14 protein-coding genes are annotated in these 22,321 nt (G+C 43.9%); 1 reads left to right on the forward strand and 13 read right to left on the reverse strand.

Translation table 11 applies throughout. From position 1 onward, the window contains the following. Window positions 1-19 precede the first annotated feature (19 nt). From AC1DQW_RS09885 to rhaM, 5 genes are all read right to left on the reverse strand, one after another. Window positions 20-3,235: a SusC/RagA family TonB-linked outer membrane protein gene (locus AC1DQW_RS09885; RefSeq protein WP_477453928.1), complete on the reverse strand. Its 3,216-nt coding sequence runs from the start codon at window positions 3,233-3,235 to the stop codon at window positions 20-22. Window positions 3,236-3,404: 169 nt separating this feature from the next. Next, window positions 3,405-6,263, reverse strand: coding sequence for a glycosyl hydrolase (locus tag AC1DQW_RS09890; protein ID WP_477453929.1), 2,859 nt, complete (start codon window positions 6,261-6,263; stop codon window positions 3,405-3,407). A gap of 10 nt (window positions 6,264-6,273) precedes the next feature. Beyond that, the gene (locus tag AC1DQW_RS09895) at window positions 6,274-7,503 is read right to left on the reverse strand and encodes an oligogalacturonate lyase family protein (protein WP_477453930.1); all 1,230 of its coding nucleotides are present in this window, start codon (window positions 7,501-7,503) and stop codon (window positions 6,274-6,276) included. A 15-nt stretch (window positions 7,504-7,518) separates the two neighbouring features. Further along, window positions 7,519-8,865 carry a rhamnogalacturonan acetylesterase gene (locus AC1DQW_RS09900; protein ID WP_477453931.1) on the reverse strand — a complete coding sequence of 449 codons (1,347 nt, stop codon included), beginning with the start codon at window positions 8,863-8,865 and terminating at the stop codon, window positions 7,519-7,521. A gap of 738 nt (window positions 8,866-9,603) precedes the next feature. Continuing rightward, entirely contained in the window at window positions 9,604-9,918 is a 315-nt protein-coding gene (gene rhaM, locus AC1DQW_RS09905; protein ID WP_477453932.1) for an L-rhamnose mutarotase, read from the reverse strand. A gap of 223 nt (window positions 9,919-10,141) precedes the next feature. Here rhaM and AC1DQW_RS09910 point away from each other — a divergent pair, with 223 nt between their 5' ends. Beyond that, the gene (locus AC1DQW_RS09910) at window positions 10,142-11,173 is read left to right on the forward strand and encodes a GntR family transcriptional regulator (protein WP_477453933.1); all 1,032 of its coding nucleotides are present in this window, start codon (window positions 10,142-10,144) and stop codon (window positions 11,171-11,173) included. A gap of 122 nt (window positions 11,174-11,295) precedes the next feature. On the opposite strand, the gene AC1DQW_RS09915 is transcribed toward AC1DQW_RS09910, so the two are convergent. From AC1DQW_RS09915 to AC1DQW_RS09950, 8 genes are all read right to left on the reverse strand, one after another. Beyond that, on the reverse strand, window positions 11,296-12,795 hold the full coding sequence (locus AC1DQW_RS09915) for a DUF5689 domain-containing protein (RefSeq protein WP_477453934.1): 1,500 nt from the start codon (window positions 12,793-12,795) through the stop codon (window positions 11,296-11,298). A gap of 30 nt (window positions 12,796-12,825) precedes the next feature. Further along, entirely contained in the window at window positions 12,826-14,319 is a 1,494-nt protein-coding gene (locus AC1DQW_RS09920; protein ID WP_477453935.1) for a SusD/RagB family nutrient-binding outer membrane lipoprotein, read from the reverse strand. 11 nt (window positions 14,320-14,330) lie between these two features. Next, window positions 14,331-17,783, reverse strand: a complete 3,453-nt coding sequence (locus AC1DQW_RS09925; RefSeq protein WP_477453936.1) for a SusC/RagA family TonB-linked outer membrane protein — start codon at window positions 17,781-17,783, stop codon at window positions 14,331-14,333. Window positions 17,784-17,888: 105 nt separating this feature from the next. Beyond that, window positions 17,889-18,911, reverse strand: a complete 1,023-nt coding sequence (locus AC1DQW_RS09930; protein WP_477453937.1) for a FecR family protein — start codon at window positions 18,909-18,911, stop codon at window positions 17,889-17,891. A gap of 78 nt (window positions 18,912-18,989) precedes the next feature. Then, window positions 18,990-19,559 (reverse strand): RNA polymerase sigma factor, encoded by a 570-nt coding sequence (locus AC1DQW_RS09935; protein WP_477453938.1) that lies wholly within the window; start codon window positions 19,557-19,559, stop codon window positions 18,990-18,992. 315 nt (window positions 19,560-19,874) lie between these two features. Beyond that, window positions 19,875-20,873, reverse strand: coding sequence for a hypothetical protein (locus AC1DQW_RS09940; RefSeq protein WP_477453939.1), 999 nt, complete (start codon window positions 20,871-20,873; stop codon window positions 19,875-19,877). Window positions 20,874-20,921: 48 nt separating this feature from the next. Next, window positions 20,922-21,119, reverse strand: coding sequence for a hypothetical protein (locus AC1DQW_RS09945; protein ID WP_477453940.1), 198 nt, complete (start codon window positions 21,117-21,119; stop codon window positions 20,922-20,924). Window positions 21,120-21,392: 273 nt separating this feature from the next. Next, window positions 21,393-22,148 carry an SDR family oxidoreductase gene (locus AC1DQW_RS09950; RefSeq protein WP_477453941.1) on the reverse strand — a complete coding sequence of 252 codons (756 nt, stop codon included), beginning with the start codon at window positions 22,146-22,148 and terminating at the stop codon, window positions 21,393-21,395. Between the last annotated feature and the right edge of the window lie 173 nt (window positions 22,149-22,321).

Here is a 22,321-nt window from a genome sequence, read left to right on the forward strand (position 1 = left end):
TTTGATAATGTTGAAATAATTAAAAAGTGACGTTTACCCCGAAGATCAATGATTTAGCCAATGGCAAACCTCCGTAGTCACCGGCTTCCGGGTAATTACTGTCAGAGCTAATTGCCGTATTCTGTGCTTCTGGGTTGAAACCACCATAATATTTATCATGACCAAAGAAGTTTTCGGCGGTAACATAAATTCGCGCTGCACCTAAAGCTTTTGTTTTAAAAATACTTTTCAGATCGTAACCCAAAGTGATATTTCTAACCCGCACATAGTTTGACGAATACAACCAGTCGGTATTGGCCACAAAACCAAATGTTGAATAAGCTTTACTAACGCGTCCATCACCCTGGTTATCTGGCGACCGCCAGCGGTTGGCATAAAATGCAGGCGTATTATCTGTAAAGCCCTGCCCTGTACGTGTTATAGCCCTGCCTAATAAGGAATAAATTGAACCCCCGTTTTGACCCTGCACTAAAATACTCAGGTCAAACCCTTTGTAGCGTACTGTATTGGTGATACCCCAGGTATAATTGGGGTTTGGATGGCCAACAATTTGCTTATCAGCTTCGGTAATTACACCATCGCCGTTCAAATCCTGGTATTTAGGATCGCCTACGGTTTCGCCGGTACCATATGTTGCCGCGTGGTTATCTATATCAGCCTGTGATAAGAAACCTATTTGTCTTACAACATAAATACTGTTTAGCGGCTGTCCTACACGTAAAATGGCGTCAGAAACATCAAATGAATTTGGAATGATGATCTGTTTTTGGTTGCCATACAGCGATACAATTTTATTGGTATTATGGCTAATATTAATTGACGTGTTCCATTGAAATTTACCAACCAGGTTATGGCTGGTTAATTCCAGTTCCTGGCCAATGTTACGTACCGAACCCGCATTGCGTAACTGGCTGCTAAAGCCTGTTGATTGCAGGATAGGTACATTGAGCAATAATTCGGTATTTAATTTATTATAGTAGTCAAATGAGCCGGTTAAACGGTTGCTGAAAAATCCAAAATCGACACCCAGATCATAGGTTTGTGATTTTTCCCACTGAATATCGGGATTTGGTAAGTTGCTTGGGGCCTGGCCAATAGCCAAAGCCTGGGCTGCACCTAAAACATATCCATATGAACCTATTTGCGAAATACTTCCATAATCGGCAATACTATTGTTACCGTTTACGCCATAGCTAAAACGCAGTTTCAAATCGCTTATAACGGGAACGCTTTTCATGAAATCTTCCTGGATAACCCGCCACCCTATGGACGCCGACGGGAATATGCCATACTTTGTATTTGGCCCGAACCGGGAAGATCCGTCTTCACGTAAGCTTGCCGATAAAAGATACTTGTCTTTGTATCCGTATTGCACACGACTAAAGTAGGATACCAAAACACTTTTAGTACCAGATGTGTTGCCCGTTACCGTAGCTGCTGCATTTAAGGTTTGAATTGCACCGCTGGTATATCCCCCAACTGATGATAGCGTTGACTGGTCTAAACGGTCGGTATTATAGGATTGCCCTACCAATACATTCAGGCTGTGTACCGAATTAAATGTAGTGTTATAGGTAAGCGTATTCTCGTTAACAAATGTTTGCCTTTTAAAAGTACTGTATGAACCCGAAGTGTTAGCTGTAAGATTTGAGTTTGTTGAAGCATTAAACGTTCTGGTAGCCAGTGTACCCGCAATAGTGTACGGCGTATAGCTGTTTGTAGCATTATCAACATTATCCAGGTTTACCGAACTCCTTAATGTTAAACCTTTAATAATCTCGTATTCGGCAAATATGGTGGCCAGCGTACGGTATTTTTTTGTTTGCCCAACTTTGTTTTCCAATTTGGCTATGGGGCTATTGGCCGAATTACCCCAGGTATATTGCGCGTTTTTAAAAGCATTTGGGTATAAACCAACAGTATCTTCCTGTATAGGGCTGTAGCTAATAGCCTGGTGAAAAATATTATCCTTACCCTCCACACCCGGATCCTGGGTGATGGAATAAGTAGGAGCTATATTTAAACCTATTTTTAATTTTTTGGTGGCATGTACTTCCACATTAGCCCTGGCCGAATAAGCTTTATACCCCAGTCCCTTTACAAAACCATCCTGGTTGGCATAATTTCCCGAGATAAAATAGTTCACAAACTCATTACCGCCGCTGGCGCTTAGCGCCTGGTTTTGCATAACACCATTTTGCTCTATGGCTTTCTCCCAGTTAACATATTGTAACCCAGGATGACCTGGCATAGCCCACCTCGGATCAAGCATATAAGCCGAACTGAAGGCCCCTCCGTTTAGCGACTGGCGTTTAGCATTGTCATCACTGGCTGTTGCACCCTGGGTGCCAAATTTAAGCACATAAGCCGCGTTGATCATTTCAGTAGCGCGGTCTATCCATTGGTCGCCATTAAGCATAGGCAAATATTTGCTGGCCGCATTATATCCGTAATAACCGTTATAAGTAATTTTAGCCTTGCCCGATTTGCCCTTTTTGGTTGTAATTAAAACAACCCCATTTGATGCTCTTGATCCGTAAATGGCAGCAGCAGCGGCATCTTTTAAAACCTGGATATCTTCAATATCATTTGGATTAATATTATCCAGCGGGTTGCCTGTTCCAAAGCTGCCACCGCTACCTATTGGTGATACCGACAGCGGAAAGCCGTCTATTACATACAATGGTTCGTTGCCGGCACTTATAGAACCGCTGCCACGTACATTAACGCTAAAAGCCTTGCCCGGTACACCTGTAGTTTGTTTTACACTAACGCCGGCCATTTGGCCTACAAGCGCCTGGTCAACACGGGTTATGGCACGCTCATCCAGGTTATCTGCCTTAAAGGTAGCCACCGCACCGGTAACATTCGCCCGTTTTTGGGCCCCGTAACCAATTACCACAACTTCATTTAACTGCGATTCGGTTTCGGTTAAACTTATATTAATGATGTTGTTTGTGCCTACGGTAACTTCCTTTGTTTCAAATCCAACCGATTTAAACACTAACACTTGTCCGGCGGCAGCTTTTATAGCGTACTTGCCATCCACATCTGCAGTTGTGCCTGCTTTTGTGCCTTTTAGCTGCACAGAAGCTGCAGGAACGGGAAGATGTTTACTATCCGTAACCGTACCCGTGATACTGAGTTGTTGTGCAAAAGCACTATAGATGCCTGTCGCATTAAAAAAAAGCAACAGCAACAGCACTTTACAAGAATGAATAAAGATTCTTTTCATAAAATTAATTTTAGGGGTTTAACTGTTTGGTCAGTTAGGTTATAATGTAAAACGAACATAAAAGTTAATTCCAACAGCACCATCCTGTAGCATCCTGCTTACGGAGTATGGGGGCACAAAAAAAGGCGGTCAAAACAACCGCCTTTTTCCATAAAAAAAACTTTATTAACTATTTAATAGGTAAATATTTAACCGGCCTAAGGGTAACCGGCCCAACCAAACCAGATGGCTCAGGCTGCCAGTTTATTGCGGTAAAAAGGCCATCCGGACCTTTGGATCCGGGGCTATGTGACTGAAAATTAGTATTATAGAAGATCCTGTAGGGGATGTTCTTTTTATCCATATCTATAATGCGGTTCACCATCAGGTTAGCTACTTTTACCTGTAACTGATTGACCGGCCTTAACTGTGCTGAAGGTATAGTGACCGTGTATTGCGGACCTATAAGTGTAACTAACTTTTTACCATTGAGATAAACTTCGGCACTTTCATGCACCTTACCCAGATCCAACTGCCAGGCCACCACGTTTAGGGTTGGCTTTTTAAAAGTGATTGAATAGCTGCCTGTTCCGGAGAACGCTTTAAATTCATCGCCCGCTAACGCCGTCCATGATTTAAGGTCAGCGGTTTTTATTGGTTGCGGGAGGGTTGGGCCGCCCTGGGTAAATGTAAGCGCCCATGTACCATTTATAGCTACCGGTTTACCTGCAAGCTGGTAGTATTTATAATTTGCAATATTAACTTTTGTAGGTAATGTTTGCAAAATGCAGCTTTGCCCGGGCTGTAGTTGCAGGTAAACACCGGTTTGACCTTTACCTTGTTTCCGGCTCCTTGCCAAGCCGTAATTTTTGGTCATCGGATCAAATACCACTACCGATGCTGCATTAACGGATAAGCCTACCCAGCCATCTACCGCTTTATCGCTATTATTGGCGATAAAATAGCTGTTGCCATTTTTGTAGGTTCTGCGTACAAATTGAAGGCCATCATCGGTCATACGCTCCCTGTTTATTCCAGCGGCATCCAGCAAGGGCATTATTTCATCAGCAATTAAAAACCGGCCTTTGCCTATCGCCGCCGTTTTAACCCCATCGGGCCCCGGGGTAAAGTTTAACCCGGCCAGTAAATCCTTAAATGCTTTTTCCCGCTCATTTAAACGGGCATATCCGGGCACATCTGATGGCAGTTTTTTATACACCACTACTGTTGCTCCTGCCTTTGCCATATCCATTATTTTATGGAACGTTTCCAGCGGGATATACCTGCAATCGGGCAGCAAAATGGTTTTGTAACTGATTCCACCGGTGGCTATGCAGGCGCTTGTGGCTTGCAAGGTCATTATCTGTTTATCTGATATAAAATCAAAAGTGTAGCCCTTTTTTAGCATCTCCTGGGTTGAGTTTTCAAAACCGGTGCCGCTAAAATCGGGTTTCATGGCATCATAATGCTTAAGTAAACCTTTTTCGCCTGGTTCCGAAAAACTATCGAACAAAGGATAATAAACCAGCACATCATTATCCGGCTTGCCCTGTTGCAGAAATGACTGGCAATTGGTTATATACTCATTAAGAGTTGAAAAATCGTTCCAGAATGGATTGGTTTGGTTAAAATGTACTTCGGCATAAAACAACCAACCCGGCCAGGGCGCATCCTTTGGCGAATAGCTGATACCATGATAAAAAATATGGTTAACACCGCCTACAAAATATTTATCAATAGCCTGTTTAACATCGCCTAATGACGTCAAAAAGTGATCGTTTAGCCAGGTTGCCGACTCGGACGAAGCCAGCGGCTTACCGGTAACGTGTGCCGCCGAGGTAGCAAACTTGAATCGCAAAATATCATTTCCCTCGGTTTCAGGAATGTCAATAGCCGCGTACAGATCCAGTATATTGGATGGCGAACCGTGCGATTGATTACGGATTAAAGCGCCTTTTGATTTACCCCACTCATGCCAGGGTTTGGTAAAATTGTCAAGCAACAGGTCGGATATAGTTTGGCGGTAATCGCACAATATCCTGTTATTGTTTTCTTTGTCATCGTTACCAAACAGGGCCGGTAAATGATCCCGAAGATCGTAGCCCCGGCGCTTAATAAACTCATCAAAAAACTGTGGGGTAAAATTTGATTGCCCGCGGGCGTCATCTACTTCGTACGAGTCGTTAAAAAACGCGCGGATAGCACTTACATCCTGGCCTTTGAATGCCTGGTTAAACCTATCCAGGTAATGATCCAGTGCTGGTTTCGAAAAATGGTCAATCACATAGCCTTCACCACCAGGGGCTGCCCGCTCCACCATTTTACCATGCCATCCCATAAAAAGCGCATATAGCTTCCAGTTACCGGCAGGTGCGGTCCAGTTCAGTTTGCCATCGGCCTCAACTTTATTGGTCAGGTTCAGGCCCTGTCCTTTGCCATCGTAGGCCATTAAAACAGTGAGTGGTATACGTTTTTCAAACCGCACCTGGTCAAGTGCTATCAATTGCAGGTTTTTATTACTGCTGATGGGTTCAACCAGGTCGGTGATCTTTGGCGCCTGGCCGTCTGCCCGTACCAGGGGTTGTTGTACAAACACAACAGGTTCACTTAATTTATCCCCACCCTTCAGGTCATAATTTTTCCAGAAGAGTTCCTTGCTCGCATCCTGATCAGTTACCCAGGGACCACCGAACGGCCAGCCTGTGGCATTGGCCAGGTCAATACCCATATCCAACCGCTTAGCCTCCTGTAGTGTATATTTGAGCATATCAACCCATTGTGGCGACAAATAGGGTATAAACTCGCTTTCGTGCCCTTTTACACCGTAAATGGGTGTTATTTCCATTCCGCCTAAGCCGACGTCATGGTAGCTTTGCATATTCCAGGCCAGGTCCTTTTTGTTTACGGCGCTGCCCTCCCACCACCAGCGGGCCCAGGGTTTGGTTTGCCTGGTAATAACAGGCCAGGTTACCTGGGCGGTTACAGCCTCAGCACTTATTAAAAGCACTAAAGCGGCGGCTATTTTGAAGTTTTTGTTGAATACCGACATGTAGATTTTTTTATTTGTATTTGGCAATTTCGACCGCGTAAACGCCTTCATGACCTTCAAAATTGGCTCTGAAGATAACCCATTTTTCATCGGGCGAAAAATGCACATTAGGTTCAAGGTGATAGTTGTGATTTTTCATATTAACCAGTTTCTCGGATTTAAAATGATCCCCATCGGGTTTAAAAAGGTAGATCCACATGCCATCGGGCGCTTTTGCTACCTGCCCGGCATTACCGCCATCGCCAGCAAATGTTTGCTCATCCCTGGTAACATTGAAATGGATTGACCATTCGTTGCGGTCCATCTGGTAAACGCGATCTTCCTTACCTGTTTTCATGTTGATGCCTGCCAGAAAAAATGTTTGTCCTTTAGGTTTCTGCAGATCAAACCACTCGGTATTACCAAGCGGCGAAAAAAACTCGTGGCCGGCAATTTCATTTACCATGGTACGCTTATGCAATAGTTTATTCTGGCCGGTTTTTATATTGATATTCCACATCCTGTCTACCTTTTCCCATGGCCCTTCATGACAGTACGACAAATTATAGGGATCCGTGGGCGAGAAAAGCAGGTGATTAGTCCATTCGTTCTCCTGGTGTATTTGTTTTAATAATTTGTGTTTAACATCAAGCACATATAGGGTATGCTGAATATGCGCATCATAGATCCGGTTAAAAAAATCGTGCTTTTCGGGATATCTGGCCAGTATCTGGCGTTCCTGCTCACCGGTAGCTTTAACACAGGCCATGAAAGTTCCATCGGCATTTACGGTACCTACCCTGCCTTTAAAGTCGGGGGCAAAAGCGTAAATAAACCTGGTTTTATGGGTATTTACATTTACAGCAAATATACTGTCGCCGCTTTGGTAAAATGCCTCACGGATTTTAGCGCAAACCATTTCTCCCGATACCTTTTGGCGGCTGGTTAACTGTTCGGTCTTTAGGGTTTTCAGATTAACAGTGAACAGTTGCGAACCCTTATCCGTTTTACCGTAAAACACCATCAAATCACCCTCGCCCTTTTCCTGGGGAACAAAAGGATTGTTGTTAAAATAAAAACTCCCGTTATCATTTTCACGGTTTACCAGCCGAACAACCTTATGCCCGGTTTCTTTATCAATCCACCGGGCCGGCATGGGTTTTATGCCTCCTGTTTCTAATAAATCCTGGGCTTTTACGGTAAAAAAGCTTATACTTAAAAGGGCGAAAGTCATCAAAGCCAGTTTTTTGCTTATCATCATTATTAAGATTTTTAATTAATTTCCGTCGGGTTTTATAGTGCTGTTTTTAGGGCTGACGGGCAGGCTGAAAGTAACGGCAGGGTCAGGATGCGATGGATCATAAGGTGGTGCATCAATAATATACTTCTCAATACCCAGGTGGTTGCTCCGGATCCCCTCAATAATACATTTGGCAATTTCGTAAGCTCCGTAACTGTTAAAGTGGGTATTATCGGCCAGGTCTTTAGGCTGGTTGGGGAACGAGTTGGCAGGATACCACACAAAAGCCTTTTTAGAACCTTCATTACCAAGGGCCTCGTAAAATTTAGCCGTCATCGTGTTAATATCTATCAGCGGTACATTTTGCTCTTTGGCAATTTTTCTTGCAGCGTCCGGGTAATCGCCCAGCGTATTCACCACTTTACCGCTATCATTAAAAGCGCGGCGGCTGGTGGAAGTCACAATAACCGGGATGGCATTTTTATCGCGTATTTTACTGATGAACAGCTTAAAGCGATCTGTATATGATTTATAGGCCCCATCTTCGGGACCTTTTTCTTTCTGATCATTATGCCCAAACTCGATAAAAAGATAATCACCCGGCTTAATGATACTTAATATTTTATCCAAACGGTGGCTATTTAAAAAGCTGCCCAGGGAAAGGCCAGATTCGGCATGATCGGCAATGGCTATTCCCGGTTTAAAAAAACGGGTGATCATTTGCCCCCATGAGCACCAGGGCTCATCATCCTGGTCAACCACGGTAGAGTTTCCTGCCAGGTAAACGGTTACCTGGTTATCCACCTTTTCTATTTCAAGCGCATCAATACATGCTTGGGTGTCATTAAATTCCAGGCTGAGCTTATCATCCCAGTCATATTTTCCAAATTCGCGGGGTTTAAGGGATACCTTACCGCCTGTGCCGATATCCCGCTTACGTATATTTACAACAAAGCTTACTTTTTTTATAGTGCCTTTACCGGTTTTAACTTTCTCCAGCATCAGCCTGCGCGATTCTGCACGCACGGTTATATTACTGTTGCCCTTAATGTCGCCCAATACCAGTGTTACTTTATAATTGCCTTCGGGCACATTTACCGAAAAATAGAAAGGTTTATCGCTGGTGACGTAATCACCGGTAAGTAATTTCCGGGGATCGCGCACCACTGTTGTTACTTTTGAGTCAAAATCAAACCCATAGCCTTTATTGTTATCAAACTTATCATCCGGGCCTACCTTTTGATACCCTTTGGCTGCCTTGCCGCTTCCAAAATCAAATTTAAAACTGATTTTAGATGCCTGTGCCAAAAGGGTTGCAGGTAAGGCAAGCCACAATAAAAAACAAAAACAGGGCAATAAGATCTTGTACCGCAATTTGATCATGATGAATACTAATTTACCTGGTTATCTGGCTGCCCAAAATTGGGGCATGGTTTATAATAGATAAAGTTATACCATGTTTATTCAGGCAGCATCCTGCACTATCCTGAATGAAGACCTTCTTAGTGTAACAAATTCATCACCATAAAGAGTTATATGTGCCGAACATATAATGAAGCACATATCCACGCGTCATTGCGAGTAACCACCAGGGTAATCCCTGGAAAAAATGGGTATGACGTGCTGGCTTTAGGGGCTCACAACAGCCATGTCATTGCGAGCGCAGCGTGGCAATCGCGAACTGTGCAGGTCCGCTCTGTGTAGCATGCGATTGCTTCGTACCTCGCAATGACATAGATTATATTAAAAAATGGCACTGATAATCAGCAGTTTGCAAACACGTCATTATAAGGCACGAAGCAATCCCCACCTTACAGGGTAGCTTATCTTCGTACCTTATAATGCCGTGCTTGTAAGTTGTTGATTTTCAATGCATATTTTTTTTACACGCAAACCTCTTACCCCGTCATTGCGAGGTACGAAGCAATCCCCAACTTACAGAGTAACTGTGCAAATCCGATCTGTATTTTGGGGATTGCTTCGTCGTACCTCCTCGCAATGACGATCACGAGGAGGTTGTGGTACCCATACATGTCATTACTGTTTTTTCCAGGGATTACCCTGGTGGATACTCATAATGACGTGCTGTTTTTTAGACAGTCTCTTAAAATCTTTTAATATTTATGGCAAATAAAAAACCTCTTTTAGCGGGATGCTTACCGGTGAGTTATCGGGATTGCTTTCCATAATATCGCCCATATAGGCCCACCATTTTTGCATAACGGCGTTTGCTGGCAAAGTATCCAGCAAGGCCTTGTCGCTTACTTTCAAAACACCGATCAGGCTGTTGGTTTCCTCATCCAGGAAGATGGCATAATCGCTTATTCCCGTATCTTTTAACAGTGCTGATAATTCGGGCCATATTTCATCATGGCGTTTTTTGTACTCCTGTTCAAAGCCGGGAAAAAGCTTCATTTTAAATGCTACGCGATCCATAGGTAAATGTTAAAAGGTTAAATACGGCAATTGGTTATTGATATACGATTCGTCCAAAAATTGCTTATATATTTAAACCAACCTGTATGTTTTGCCAAAGTAACATTTCTTTTCTCAGTTAACAATCCTGTGACATCATGATTAACTGGCAAAAAGCTTTAACTTTAGCTCGCTTAAACTTGCTTTTAAGTTTATAGCCAGGCATAGGATTTAAAGATGAGGTATGAAATCTTCGCGATTATTAGAATACATATATATTGACTATTATTCATCCACACCCAAATATATACAATTAGCCAACTCGATTATTAAAAGTGTACGTGAAGGGAAATTGGTTATTAATGAAACACTCCCCTCAATTAACGAGTTGAACCTCAATTTTGAAATATCGCGGGATACTGCCGAAAAAGCCTATAAACACTTAAAATCCATTGGTTTGCTTGGTTCTGTACCGGGTAAGGGATATTATATTAAAAACACGGAGGCCGGCCAGCAATTTAAAGTGTTTTTAATATTTAATAAGCTAAGCACCCATAAAAAGTTGGTATACGACGCCATTGTTAATGGCCTTGGGCATGAGGCTGCTATCGACTTTTATATATATAACAACGACTTTGAATTTTTTAAAAAATTACTCCAGAATAATAACAACGATTATACGCACTACGTAATTTTACCGCATTTTATGGATGGCGGCGAAAATGTGCACGATATAATTAACACATTACCTAAAGACAAACTGATAATACTGGACAAACTTGTACCCGGTGTAAAAGGCGACTTTGCAGCTGTATATGAAAATTTTGAAAAAGATATTTTTCACGCCCTGGAGCAGGCCCTGCCTCAGCTAATTAAGTACCATACTTTAAAGATCATATTTCCCGAATACACCTATTTCCCCGGTGAGATATTGAAAGGCTTCTTTAGTTTTTGTATTCAGTATGCCTTTACCTACAAAGTTGTTCATGATATACACAAAGAACCTATAAACGAAGGCGAGGTTTTTATCAACCTGATGGAAAATGACCTGGTTGTTTTGATTGAACGGATCCTGTCGACAAAATTGCAGATAGGTAAAGATGTGGGTGTAATATCCTATAACGAAACCCCGCTTAAAAAAATCATACTAAACGGTTTAACCACCATATCAACAGATTTTGAAAAAATGGGAGAAATGACTGCTGCAATTATTAAAAACGGTACAACTGCCCGCTACGAAGTACCTTTTTATTTAACTTTAAGGTCGTCTTTGTAGGCTGCTAAATGAAGGCGCTCCCGGTTATTAAACCAACATTTTTTATAAAAGATCTTCTGTTCATTTTCAATTTTTGTTAAATCCCCGCACTTGTATTTTTAACCGGTGCGGGGATTTTGATTTTAGTTTTGCAGGATTGTAAAACCGGTACCGGCTTCAATAGTGCTTAAAGATGATGTGAGCGTTAAGGGGATGCTTGCTACCGTACGCCCGGTTGTCCAGCGGCCGGTAATTGCATCATAAACACCGCCAAGCCGGGCGAAATTACCATCGGTTGGCAGGGTCAGTTTCGAGGTATTGGTACCGCCGCCGTAAAATCCCTGGGCTTCGCGGCTTACCGGGTTTATGGTGCTATAGTAGTCGGTATTGGTGATACGGTAACCAATCTCGGGCGGCCCAACCGCATAAACTGCTCCGTTACCACCATACATGATCACATCAACGGGCACGGTTGTGGCATCAACCGTTACCCCCTGGAATATGGCTATACCTGCCACGTTACCGCTATTGGCCAATAAGTTTGAGGTAGCGCTGCCAAAGCCGGCGCCAGGATCGGTTGAATATTGTGTGCTGCTGATCCAATTGGCGGCGCTGATATCGGTACTGCCAGCACCCCAGATGTTTTTATTGCCCCCTACATAAAAAAACTGCCCTTTGCTTACCTTGCCCGCTGTAAGGTTAAATTTATAGCTACGCGCCTGGCCGTTTGCCCAGCCATTAACCGGTGCTGGATTAGTGCCGGCGTTATTGCAGGTAACCACAGCAAAATTGGTCACCGAAAAATCAATATCCCTGGTAGCCATTAGCTGGATATACTCGTAATTGGCATCACTGCCGCTTGGATTGGTAAGGTACCCGGTTATAATTACAGGCGATGGCCTGGTAGCAGCAAGGGTAAATATGTCGTCCTTGGTTCGGGGCCACAACTGCACGGTAGTATCTGCCGCGGTAGACGAAATAAAGGGGATACCCGTGAAATTTGCACTGAAAGGCAGCTCCTGCCCGGCGTATATTGCTGCAGCCTGGGTATGCAGGGTCATCTTACCAAAACCGTCATTAATAATTTTGTCACCTGATAGGGTCTCTCCTTGTAGAGGTTCGGGTTGGGTAATAGCCTTGCTAATGGTCACCAACGTATGCTCGTAAACATCCGGCGACGCCAGTATTTTGCCCGATGGCACAGCCTGCAACCATATGACATGATTGGCCGATACTTTACTTACCGACGACTCCTGCAGCCCGGTAACGCGCATGCTGCCGTTCACTTTGGTTAAGGTAGCCCCCGCAAGCTGCACCACTACCGAATCGCCGGGAACGTAGTTGGCCGCAGAAGCGCCAATGGCCAGCGAAATACCCCGTATGGCGTTGCGCCTGTTGTTTTCAATCACTAAAATACCCGCGGGAACATTGCCCGATGCTGCATCGGAAATAACCACGCCTGTAACTTCTTTTGCACCGCTTAGTTTTTCGGCAGTTAATGTTACATCTGTACCTTTGTACAGCCCCTTCAAATCCACAATAGCAATTATTGGGCTAAGTGTGCCTTCTGCATAATTGTTTTTTTTACATGCGGTAAAACCAACTGCTGCGGTTATGAGCAGGAATAAATATATCTTTTTCATTTTATGGAGATCTGGATTATCATTTAATTATTATGGTTTCTGCCACCAAACCTGTGTGCTGATCTCGTCGGCACCCTGGCCGGCAACCGCCGCTTTGTAATTATCCGGGTTGGCCGATTGCACGTAAACAGGATAGGTTAAACGCGCAGGCATAATACCATTGTTAACCAGCCCGTTGCCTTTAGGTAATACGGGGTGGCCGGTACGGCGGTATTCAAACCATTGCTCGAAGTCGGTATAAAACATCGAATAATATTTTTGCAGATGGATCATCTCCATTTTATTGTCCAGCGTCGCGGTATCGTCCCAGGCCATATCCGCGCCGGTTAAATAAGTATCTATAGGTGTGGTAAAAGTTGGCACCCAAAAGGTAATGCCCGATAGGACCCCGTTATTGTAATAGGTTTTCGCATTGCCGGCAATCCAGCCTTTGGCCGATGCTTCTGCCAGGATAAACTGCAGTTCGGAATAGTTCATGATGTTGCCCATCAATGGCTCGCTCATCAGCGTTGTTGCCGACGTGGTAGACAGGAAGTATGACCGGTTAGGCACACCCTGCCCCGGCGCGTACCCGCTTGGAATGCCCACATAACTTCCCTGGTAGGTAGCAATTGACCAGCGATTAGGATTAGTAAGCAGCCTCGGATCGGCCCACCGGTTCAGGTTATTGATAAAAAATTCGGCAATACCTAAAGCACGCCAATCCTGCTCCCGTACCCCTCCTATAAATGGCGAGGTTATGGCCCCTACACCCGTCCAGCGCAATACAGCTGCATCATCATTGCTTGCCATAATGGGATAGGCCGAGGGGTTTGTATCTACCATTTCTTTGATTTTGGCAATACAGGCGGCAGAAACATCCGCCTTGCCCGAAAGCCTTAATAATAAGCGCAGGTACAGGCTGTTACCAAATTGCCGCCATTTTAAGGCATTGCCTTTATAAACCGGGTCGCTGCCGCCTAAAATGTTCGCAGCCCCGTTCAGCAAGGTATCGGCTGCTTCCAGCTTTTTAAAAATATCCAGGTAAATATCTTTTTGCTTATCAAACTTTGGGGTAAAATTACCCTCCTTACCCTTGTTGGAGTCAAAATAAGGCACATCGCCATAGGTATCTGTCAGCAGGGAATATAGCCATGACTGGCAGATGAGCGAGATACCCATATAGGTTTTGTTATAGGTAAGCGGCTGGCTGGCCACGGTATAAATGTCCTTAAAATTGGTTAACTGGGTATACCAGCCATTCCAGGTATTATCGGCCCAGGTGCGTTTAATATCATACCTGAAAACCTTGCCCTCGCCATCTCCGGGGTCTACAGTAACCTGCATCAGCTCGTTGTTGAAGTTGCGGCTGCGCAGCATATTCATGCTTACCGTATTAACCAGTGCCGGCGCTAATAATTGCTGCGGCAGGGCGTTCGGTGTTCCATTCGGGTCAGTATTCAGGTCAACAAATCCTTTTTTACAGGCTGATAGTATCAGCGTGCATAACAGCAGTATTGATACCGTCTTTAAACTCTTTTTCATTTCATCAATTATTAAATACCAATAACTATGTTAAAACCAAATGTGCGGGTAGAGGGAAACTGGGCAACCTCGAAACCCTGCACAATATCACTGTCACTCAGCGTACCAAATTCGGGGTCGAAAATTGGCCATTTGGTCCAGATGTAGAGGTCGCGGCCGTAAACACCTACCGTGGCGCGCTGCAGGCCAAGCCGTTTGGTGGTACGCGAACCCAGTGTAAAATCGAGCCTGGCCTCGCGGAATTTGATAAAGTTGGTGGAGAATGTGTTACCCTCGGCGTTATCAATACCATAATGAGAGCGGTAATAGCCGTCAACATCAGAGGCGATAACATCATTGGGACGATAGGTGCCGTCGGCATTCTGGATAACCCCTTTACCGATGATACCATTGTACCTGCCCGGAAGCGTGTTGGTTGTTTTGCCCTGCTCGGCCAGTTTGTAGTTGGATAATGAGTAAGAAACACCGCCAACCTGCGCATCAAATAACAGGTGTAAACCAAACTGGTGGTACTTAAAATCGTGCCCCAGGCTGGTTTTCCATTTTGGCATGGTGTTGCCCAGGTAAACCAGTTCATTAGATAATTTTGCGAAGCCTGTTTTTGGGTCATAAACAATCTGTCCGTCAGGCGCCCGTAAATATCCCCTGCCATACATATCGCCCATGCTGCCGCCAACCCTGGCTACAATCTGCCCGCCGCCGGTTGGTCCGGTGCGAAGTACCACCGAGCTATCTGCCAGTTCCTTTATGGTGTTTTTATTGGCCGTAAAGGTCGCGTTAACAGTCCAGCTGAACCCGCCTGGTTTACGTACCGGCGCGCCGTTTAACGATAGCTCCAAACCTTTATTGTTTACATTGCCCACGTTAATAACCGCCTTGCTGTATCCAGAGGACTGGTCTATTGTCCGTTTTAGGATCTGATTTTTGGTACTGCCGGTATAAACGGCGAGGTCAAACCCTAAACGGCTTTTAAAAAAGCGCATTTCGGCGCCAAGTTCCAGCGTTGTTGTCCGTAATGGTTTCAGTTCGGGGTTAGAAAGGGTGCCCGGATTTTGTAAACCGCCGGCATAATTACTGCCTGCCGTAACATAATTAAAGGTAGTTTGATACGGAGTTGTTGTACCGCTGCCCACACCCGCAAGCGATGCCCTCAGTTTGGCATAATCAATACCCTGTGGCAGTTTAAATGCCTCCGAGGCTATAAAACTTAAACTCGCTGATGGATAAAAGAAACCAACCTGATCCGTCCGGTTTGCGGTGGCCAGTGTACTTACCCAATCCTGCCGCGCGGTAAGGTCAAGGTACAAATAGTCTTTAAAGCTGGTAGATATCAAGCCGTAAAAACTGTTGATTGCATATTTTGATTTAAACGGTGCTGTAACCAATGCACCCGCATTGTTTGACATCGAATAAACGCCGGGATATACCAGGGAATCTGCACGAACCTCGTCCCTGTTGTAATTATTGCGGAGCATGCTACCGCCGCCGGTTGCCGTAATAGTAAGGTCCCGGCTTATCTTTTTGTTATACTTCAACAGGAAATCGCCGCCCGCTTCTTCCGAGTAAATGTTTTGGGTACGGTATGATCCTTTAGGGTATTTGGTACCAGCGTCATAGGGGCGCTGCTGCGCACGTTGCTCGTAACCCATATCCAGCGTCGCCCTCACCTGCAGGCTTAGCTCTTTGGTAATGCTGTATTCTGCCTGGATGTTGCCGGTAACCGAGTTGCGGTTTGATTTATTGATAAACTCGTACGATATAGCATAAGGATTTTCGGGGAACGAGCTGAACGGATAATATATGGCTTTGTCTACCTGCCCGATTTTCCAGTAATTCTTCAGCCAGTTCAAATCTGCGCTGGGCTGCCAAAAAATATACCAGTACATTAATGACTGGTTGCCATAGCCCGCGCCCGGTAAATTATCGCTGTTTTTATTGTTGTAATTTACTTTGGAGCTGATGGTTAGTTTATCATTTATCTTTGAATTAACAGATAATGCTATGCTGTTGCGGGTGTAGCCGGTATTGGGGGTGATCCAGTGATTGGTTACATTGGTTGCCGAAAAACGGGCACTTGTTTTATCTGTGCCACCATCCACGCTGATGGAATTGGTAAAGGTTTGGCCTACATCAAAAAAATTGCGGCTTTGATTTTTGTAGGGAACCCAGGGCGTTCTTACCGTTGATTGCTTTTGGGTTACGGGATCAAGCTGGTAAAACTCCTGCCCGTCAAATTTAGGGCCGTAAGCCGAACTGGTTGCACTGGTACTGGCGCCATCCGGCCCGGCACCGAAAGAATAATACCGCGACCCGGCAGTACCCTGGCCATATTCATACTGCATATCCGGCCAGCGGTTCACACGCTCGATAGATGCATTGGAATTAAAGGTGATACCCAGGCCATTCCGTTTTGTACCGGATTTTGTGGTTATGATAATAGCACCATTTGCACCACGCTGGCCATACAATGCCGCTGCACCGGGGCCTTTCAATACGGTTACATTCTCAATATCTTCGGGGTTAAGGTCGTTTACATTGCTGCCGTAATCTGCCGGCATATTATCGCTGCTGGTGCCGTAAGCAGATTCGCCCGAATTGGATGTCCGCCTCCCGCTGCCCTGGTTAATAACCACACCGTCAACCACAATCAGCGCTTCATTATCTCCGGTAAGGTTATTTTCTCCCCGTAAAATAATTTTGTTTGATCCCGCAGGCCCACTGTTTGAACGGATGAGGTTTAAACCCGCTACCTTGCCCGATAAGGCATCTGTCCAGTTGCCGGATAACGCGCTGGTAAGCTGTTCGCCTTTTACAACGGTTGCCGCATATCCCAAAGCCTTTTCGTCGCGCTTAATACCCAGCGCCGTTACAACAACTTCATTGAGGCTGTTGGATGCGGGTTTAAGTGAAATGTTTAAGTTAGTAACGCTATTGGCGTTAACCAAAACGTTAGCTGTTTTTTGAGTTTGATAAGAAAGAAAACTTACCTCAACGGTATACGTACCTTCGGCAACGTTCAGTGTAAAGGAACCATCGCCAAGGGAAGCTGCGCTGATACCTGCAACCGGAATTTTGACTGAAGCACCCGGAAGCGGCTCGCCTTTTTCGTCAAATATTTTACCTGTTATTTTGCCTTTATCCTTTGCTTTCGCAATAATCAGGATGCTTCTGTCTCCGGCCTGTTTAAAGGTACAGGCAGTGCCTTTTAACAGCAAAGTAATGGTTTCTTCTAATGAACGTTCGGCCTTGCTGATTTTTACAATGCGCTTGTCGTCCAATAAGTTGTTATTATAACTGATAGAAATATCGCTTAGCTTTTCTACCTGTTGAAAAGCATCCTTAAGTGTGATGCCATCTGTGCCAAAGGAGATCTTTTTATTATTTACTGTTTGTGCCTTGACGCCGACAAAGCCAAAAGGCATATGCAACAGGAACAGCATGGTTAATAACCATAACTTTTTCATATATTTACTTAATTTATACTTGTTTAATCGTGAGTTTAAATTCTATTTTTTAGCCTGGGATTGTTACCAGCAATTCCGGGCTTACCTTACCATTATGGGGTAATACTATTTCATAATCTTTCCTCCTTTTTGATTGTTGTTTGAAATAAATACGTGCGCTCCTTTTTGGGTATAGGCCAGCCCCGATAGCGCACAAAGGTTTTCCATGGCCTGTTTTAATGAAACATTTTTGAACTTGGCTGTCAGCCTTACCTTACCAAGATCGGGTTCGGTAAATTCTATCTGCACCCCGTAATAATGTTCCATGGATGCTGCTATCTCTTTCAGGCTTGTATCGTAAAAAATAAAATCATTATTTATCCAGGAGTTTACTGCGCGGGCATCGGTTGTATTAAATGTATACAGCCCGCTTACCGTGTTAATACTAATCTGTTCATTCGGAAGCAGGTATTTTACCACTTGTGATTTTCCGCGCACATCGGCCATTACGCCTACTTTGCCGGTTTTTACCGTAACCGCCACCTTATTTTCGGCAGCATAAGCCTTTACATTAAATGAGGTGCCCAAAACTACCGTAGTGATCTGCCCGCTTTTTACCGTAAACGGTTTTGCCTGGTGTACCACATCAAAAAAAGCTTCACCGTCCAGGTAAACAGCCCGTGTTTTACCTGTGAAGTTTTTGGCGTACTTCAATTTGCTTCCCCCGCCAAGGTATACGGTTGAACTATCGGGCAACAAAAACTTAGTGTGTTTGCCATCGGCGTTGCTGATCACTTCGTATTCGGCAGTTAAAGCCGGCTTATTGTTCAGGTTCTTATAAATTAGCCAGCCCGATGTACAAACCAGGAAGCAAGCTGCTGCATAGACCAGCCACCTGCGCTTTTGAACAGGTACCGGCTCCAGGCTTTCCTGCGGACTAATGTGGGCATTAATTTTTGCCCACATTTTTCCAGGGTGCTCTGTTTGCTTAAAGTATGATTTGGATGCTTCAAGGATCTGTATGGTTTCGCTGAACTGCGCCAGGTTATCCGGGCTTATTTCAATCCATTCCTGTAATTGCGTCAAACCATCATCGCTGATGGTTTTTTCAAAATAATCAATTATTAACTGGTAACTTTTATCTTCCATTATCTGTCTCTGATATCAAAGACAGATTTATTGCCCGGCTTACGTAGCCATATTGGTTAACATTATATTAAGAAATCATTAACTCCCGGAAGCGGAATTGTGGTAGCCTTTTAAAAGCAGGCGAAGTTTTTTGATAGATTGATATAAGGTGGTTTCTACAGTACGCACCGAAATACCAAGGATGCGTGAAATTTCCTGTTTATCCAGGTTATCAATACGGCTCATTAGCAATACCTGCCGCTGGCTGGCTGGCAGGGTATCTATTACTGTCAGTATCCCGTTATAGGATTCACGGCCCGAAAGGATCTTAAATGGCGTATCCCTGTCATGGATAACATCCTGCCCCATCTCTAAATCTTCCATAAAATCAACCGGGGCTTTCTTTTTTTGAATATGGTTGAGTGACAGGTTTTTTGCCGATGCAAAAAGGTAGCTTTTTACATTCAGAATTAAAGCATCATGGCGGTTATCCCAGAGCTTCATAAAAAGGTTGGCGATAATTTCTTCGGCTACCGTATAATCCCTGGTGTATACAGTACAAAACTGACACAGGGATTTGTAATGACGGGAAAAAAGAATTTCAAGGGCCAAATGGTCATTTTGTTTCAAAAGACTCATTAACGCTTCATCGGTAAGTGCAGGATACATGCCAAATTCAGTGTTTTGGCCAAAGGTAAAGATGTGATGTTAGCGTAATGTTAAATAAATCATTGAAACAGATATGTTGCAAGCATTCGACGAAATTTGTAGAAATATTGACGTTTTCTTCGCCGATTCATTCTTAGGGTACCCGGTTAAACAAAAAGAGCAGTCGTTTAGACTGCTTTTAAAATTGGGTGTCGGTTATTGTACAAATCCCGAACCTGTTTATAACTGGTCTACGGAAAATTGCATGTTGTTAAACTATCCGATTCTCCCTCCTGCTACGCGTTATCAGATAGTATTAATATGCTTTGCTGGTTATTATTGATAAAGACTTATTGCATCATCCTTATTAAGATCAATAATCCACTTTTCAATGTAAGCAAGCAGGTCATCTTTATCAGGATTTGAATTGTTTTCTCCATGTGAGCCAAAAACAATTAATCCCAAAGCAATGCAATACCTGATGTCAAGCTGCAATATTAAACCGATGGTAAAGCCGGCAATGAAATTGTCTCTTGCATCCTTTGCAATCTCAATGTTATAATCTACTATCTTTCGTGTCAATACGAATTGTTGATCTTCGGAATATACCAGGGCGTCATTTACAGAATAAATTAACAACTGGTCCACTGTCATCGTTTTAAATATGGAAAAGTATTTCCTTTTTAAATCGCTTACTGCAAAAGCGTTCAATGTATAGTCTGGACGTTCGCCATTCAGAACCATCCATAATTTAACAGCCTCACTTTCGTCCAGGCAAAATGTCACCCGACCATGTTTTGAAAATTCACTTATAATGTCGAGAATCTCATCTACCTGGAAGAATAACTTTTTAGCAGGATCTCCGAGATAAAAAATAAAATCTAAATCATTTTTCTGTAAAGGCCGAATAACATCTGAAAGCAAACCGTCCCATAAGTCCGAGGAGTTTGCCACATTTATCCAGTCGTCAAAAGCGATCGTGCGACAAGCCTGAAACAGTTCTGAAAGATCAGCAATTAGTTTTTCGCTTTTAATTTCAGCCCATCTGTTGCTTTTGTTACCGCCCTCTCCAACATCAAAGGCGCATTTGGAAAGTGCATCTTCAGCGTACGGAGAACTTAAAGTTACACTACGGACACCTAAATTGGTTAAAAATTCGGGGAGTTTAGCCTCTTTAATTCCAAATGCCTTTTTAAGGGTTCCCGGCTCAGGTGTGCTGCTATCATATGTCCGGCTCAGGTAAATATTTTGAGAATCATTAAAGTTCCTGATAGATTCGACCAGATCCGTTAATATGGGAAGCGCATTTTTGATTTCGATATTATAAACTTGCATGGCTCAATTTTTTGTGCATAATAATGGGGTTGAATATTTGCCGGGCAGTTAAAATAAGTTTATCGGGTTGCCGGCAGCAACGCGTTTTTCGCTATAGATTAATGGCATATCTTTCATGCGGATAGCATCGTCTAAAAACTCACCACCTTCATTCATATTGTGCAGAGGTTCGTTAATAGCTATAGCGTATTTATCTGATTGATCTTTCAGATTTTTACCGTGGGGATATAAAAAGAAGAGATTCATGATATTTACATTGTTAATGAATAATTTATTTTTCTTTCAGTAACAGCTGGTCCTATCACCCGGACCAGCTGGAAGACAATTTGTTGTCAAAAAACCAGAAGTTCGATCTGCTACCTGCTGACTTGCCGTGTTGTTGACCGGTTTTCGTAAGGATAATACGCCGGCGTAGGGATATCCTGGTGCACGAACTGGTGGAAAGTGCATTCCCGTTACAACCGCCCCGGCAAGCTGCCACCCGTCATCTTCGTTTCAACAGGTGGCAGATCGCTACCATCAGGCCTTTTGCAGCTGGTTGCTCCACCATTTTTCAAAGTTAATGGCTCCCAGCTCCGCCTGCCCGGCCGGCACCAATGCTGTATGGCTAATTCCTCCGCCAAAGTACGATGGTTTGCCGTCAGATAATACCTGGCGCGGATCTTTTGTATACTGCAGATACCGGGCCACTATTTCGTACAAGGCAAAGCGTTCGGGACCGGCTATTTCTGTTTCGCCATTAATAGGGGCCGCCAGAGCGTATTTAGCTACAAAGGAGGCTACATCTTCTGCAGCAATCGGCTGGAACAGAACATCGGAAAGATGTACTTCGTTTTCATTAGTAGCCTGGTTGGCGATACCTGCCAGGAACTCTAAAAACTGGGTGCTCCGGATAATAGTATAAGGCACTCCCGATTGCTTGATAAGGTCTTCCTGAGCTTTTTTTGCCCGCATGTAACCAATGTTTTGCATGATGTCGACCCCAACAATGGAAAGCGCCACATGATGTTTTACACCGGCATTAATTTCTGCGGCCAGTAAATTGCGGCCGGCAGTCTGAAAGAATTCCAGGACAGCCTTGTCTTCAAAAGACGGAGAATTTGCCAGGTCTACAACAACATCGGTATCGTTCATGGCCTCAGCCAGTCCCGCTCCTGTGATGGTGTTGATACCTGTGTCAGGAGAGGCAGCGATAACCTGGTGCCCCTGCTGGCGAAGTTTTGTTACTACTTTGGATCCGATGAGGCCAGTGCCTCCAATGACTACGATTTTCATAATGTTGTTTTTTAATGATTTGTTATCAAAAAGGCAAAGCCAATGCCAAACAACACAAATCATTGATAATCAACAATATAACAAATATAGACCACTATATTTTTCACTATATTCAGTGAAATCACTATATATCTCACTATATAAAGGGAAGAAATTAGGGAATTCTAAGAGGC

This window comes from Mucilaginibacter sp. P5_A4, assembly GCF_056400605.1.

Coding starts and splice junctions, on each gene's coding strand:
- AC1DQW_RS09885 (WP_477453928.1), bottom strand. CDS start 3,235: ATGAAAAGAATCTTTATTCATTCTTGTAAAGTGCTGTTGCTGTTGCTT.
- AC1DQW_RS09890 (WP_477453929.1), bottom strand. CDS start 6,263: ATGTCGGTATTCAACAAAAACTTCAAAATAGCCGCCGCTTTAGTGCTT.
- AC1DQW_RS09895 (WP_477453930.1), bottom strand. CDS start 7,503: ATGATGATAAGCAAAAAACTGGCTTTGATGACTTTCGCCCTTTTAAGT.
- AC1DQW_RS09900 (WP_477453931.1), bottom strand. CDS start 8,865: ATGATCAAATTGCGGTACAAGATCTTATTGCCCTGTTTTTGTTTTTTA.
- rhaM (WP_477453932.1), bottom strand. CDS start 9,918: ATGGATCGCGTAGCATTTAAAATGAAGCTTTTTCCCGGCTTTGAACAG.
- AC1DQW_RS09910 (WP_477453933.1), top strand. CDS start 10,142: ATGAAATCTTCGCGATTATTAGAATACATATATATTGACTATTATTCA.
- AC1DQW_RS09915 (WP_477453934.1), bottom strand. CDS start 12,795: ATGAAAAAGATATATTTATTCCTGCTCATAACCGCAGCAGTTGGTTTT.
- AC1DQW_RS09920 (WP_477453935.1), bottom strand. CDS start 14,319: ATGAAAAAGAGTTTAAAGACGGTATCAATACTGCTGTTATGCACGCTG.
- AC1DQW_RS09925 (WP_477453936.1), bottom strand. CDS start 17,783: ATGAAAAAGTTATGGTTATTAACCATGCTGTTCCTGTTGCATATGCCT.
- AC1DQW_RS09930 (WP_477453937.1), bottom strand. CDS start 18,911: ATGGAAGATAAAAGTTACCAGTTAATAATTGATTATTTTGAAAAAACC.
- AC1DQW_RS09935 (WP_477453938.1), bottom strand. CDS start 19,559: ATGTATCCTGCACTTACCGATGAAGCGTTAATGAGTCTTTTGAAACAA.
- AC1DQW_RS09940 (WP_477453939.1), bottom strand. CDS start 20,873: ATGCAAGTTTATAATATCGAAATCAAAAATGCGCTTCCCATATTAACG.
- AC1DQW_RS09945 (WP_477453940.1), bottom strand. CDS start 21,119: ATGAATCTCTTCTTTTTATATCCCCACGGTAAAAATCTGAAAGATCAA.
- AC1DQW_RS09950 (WP_477453941.1), bottom strand. CDS start 22,148: ATGAAAATCGTAGTCATTGGAGGCACTGGCCTCATCGGATCCAAAGTA.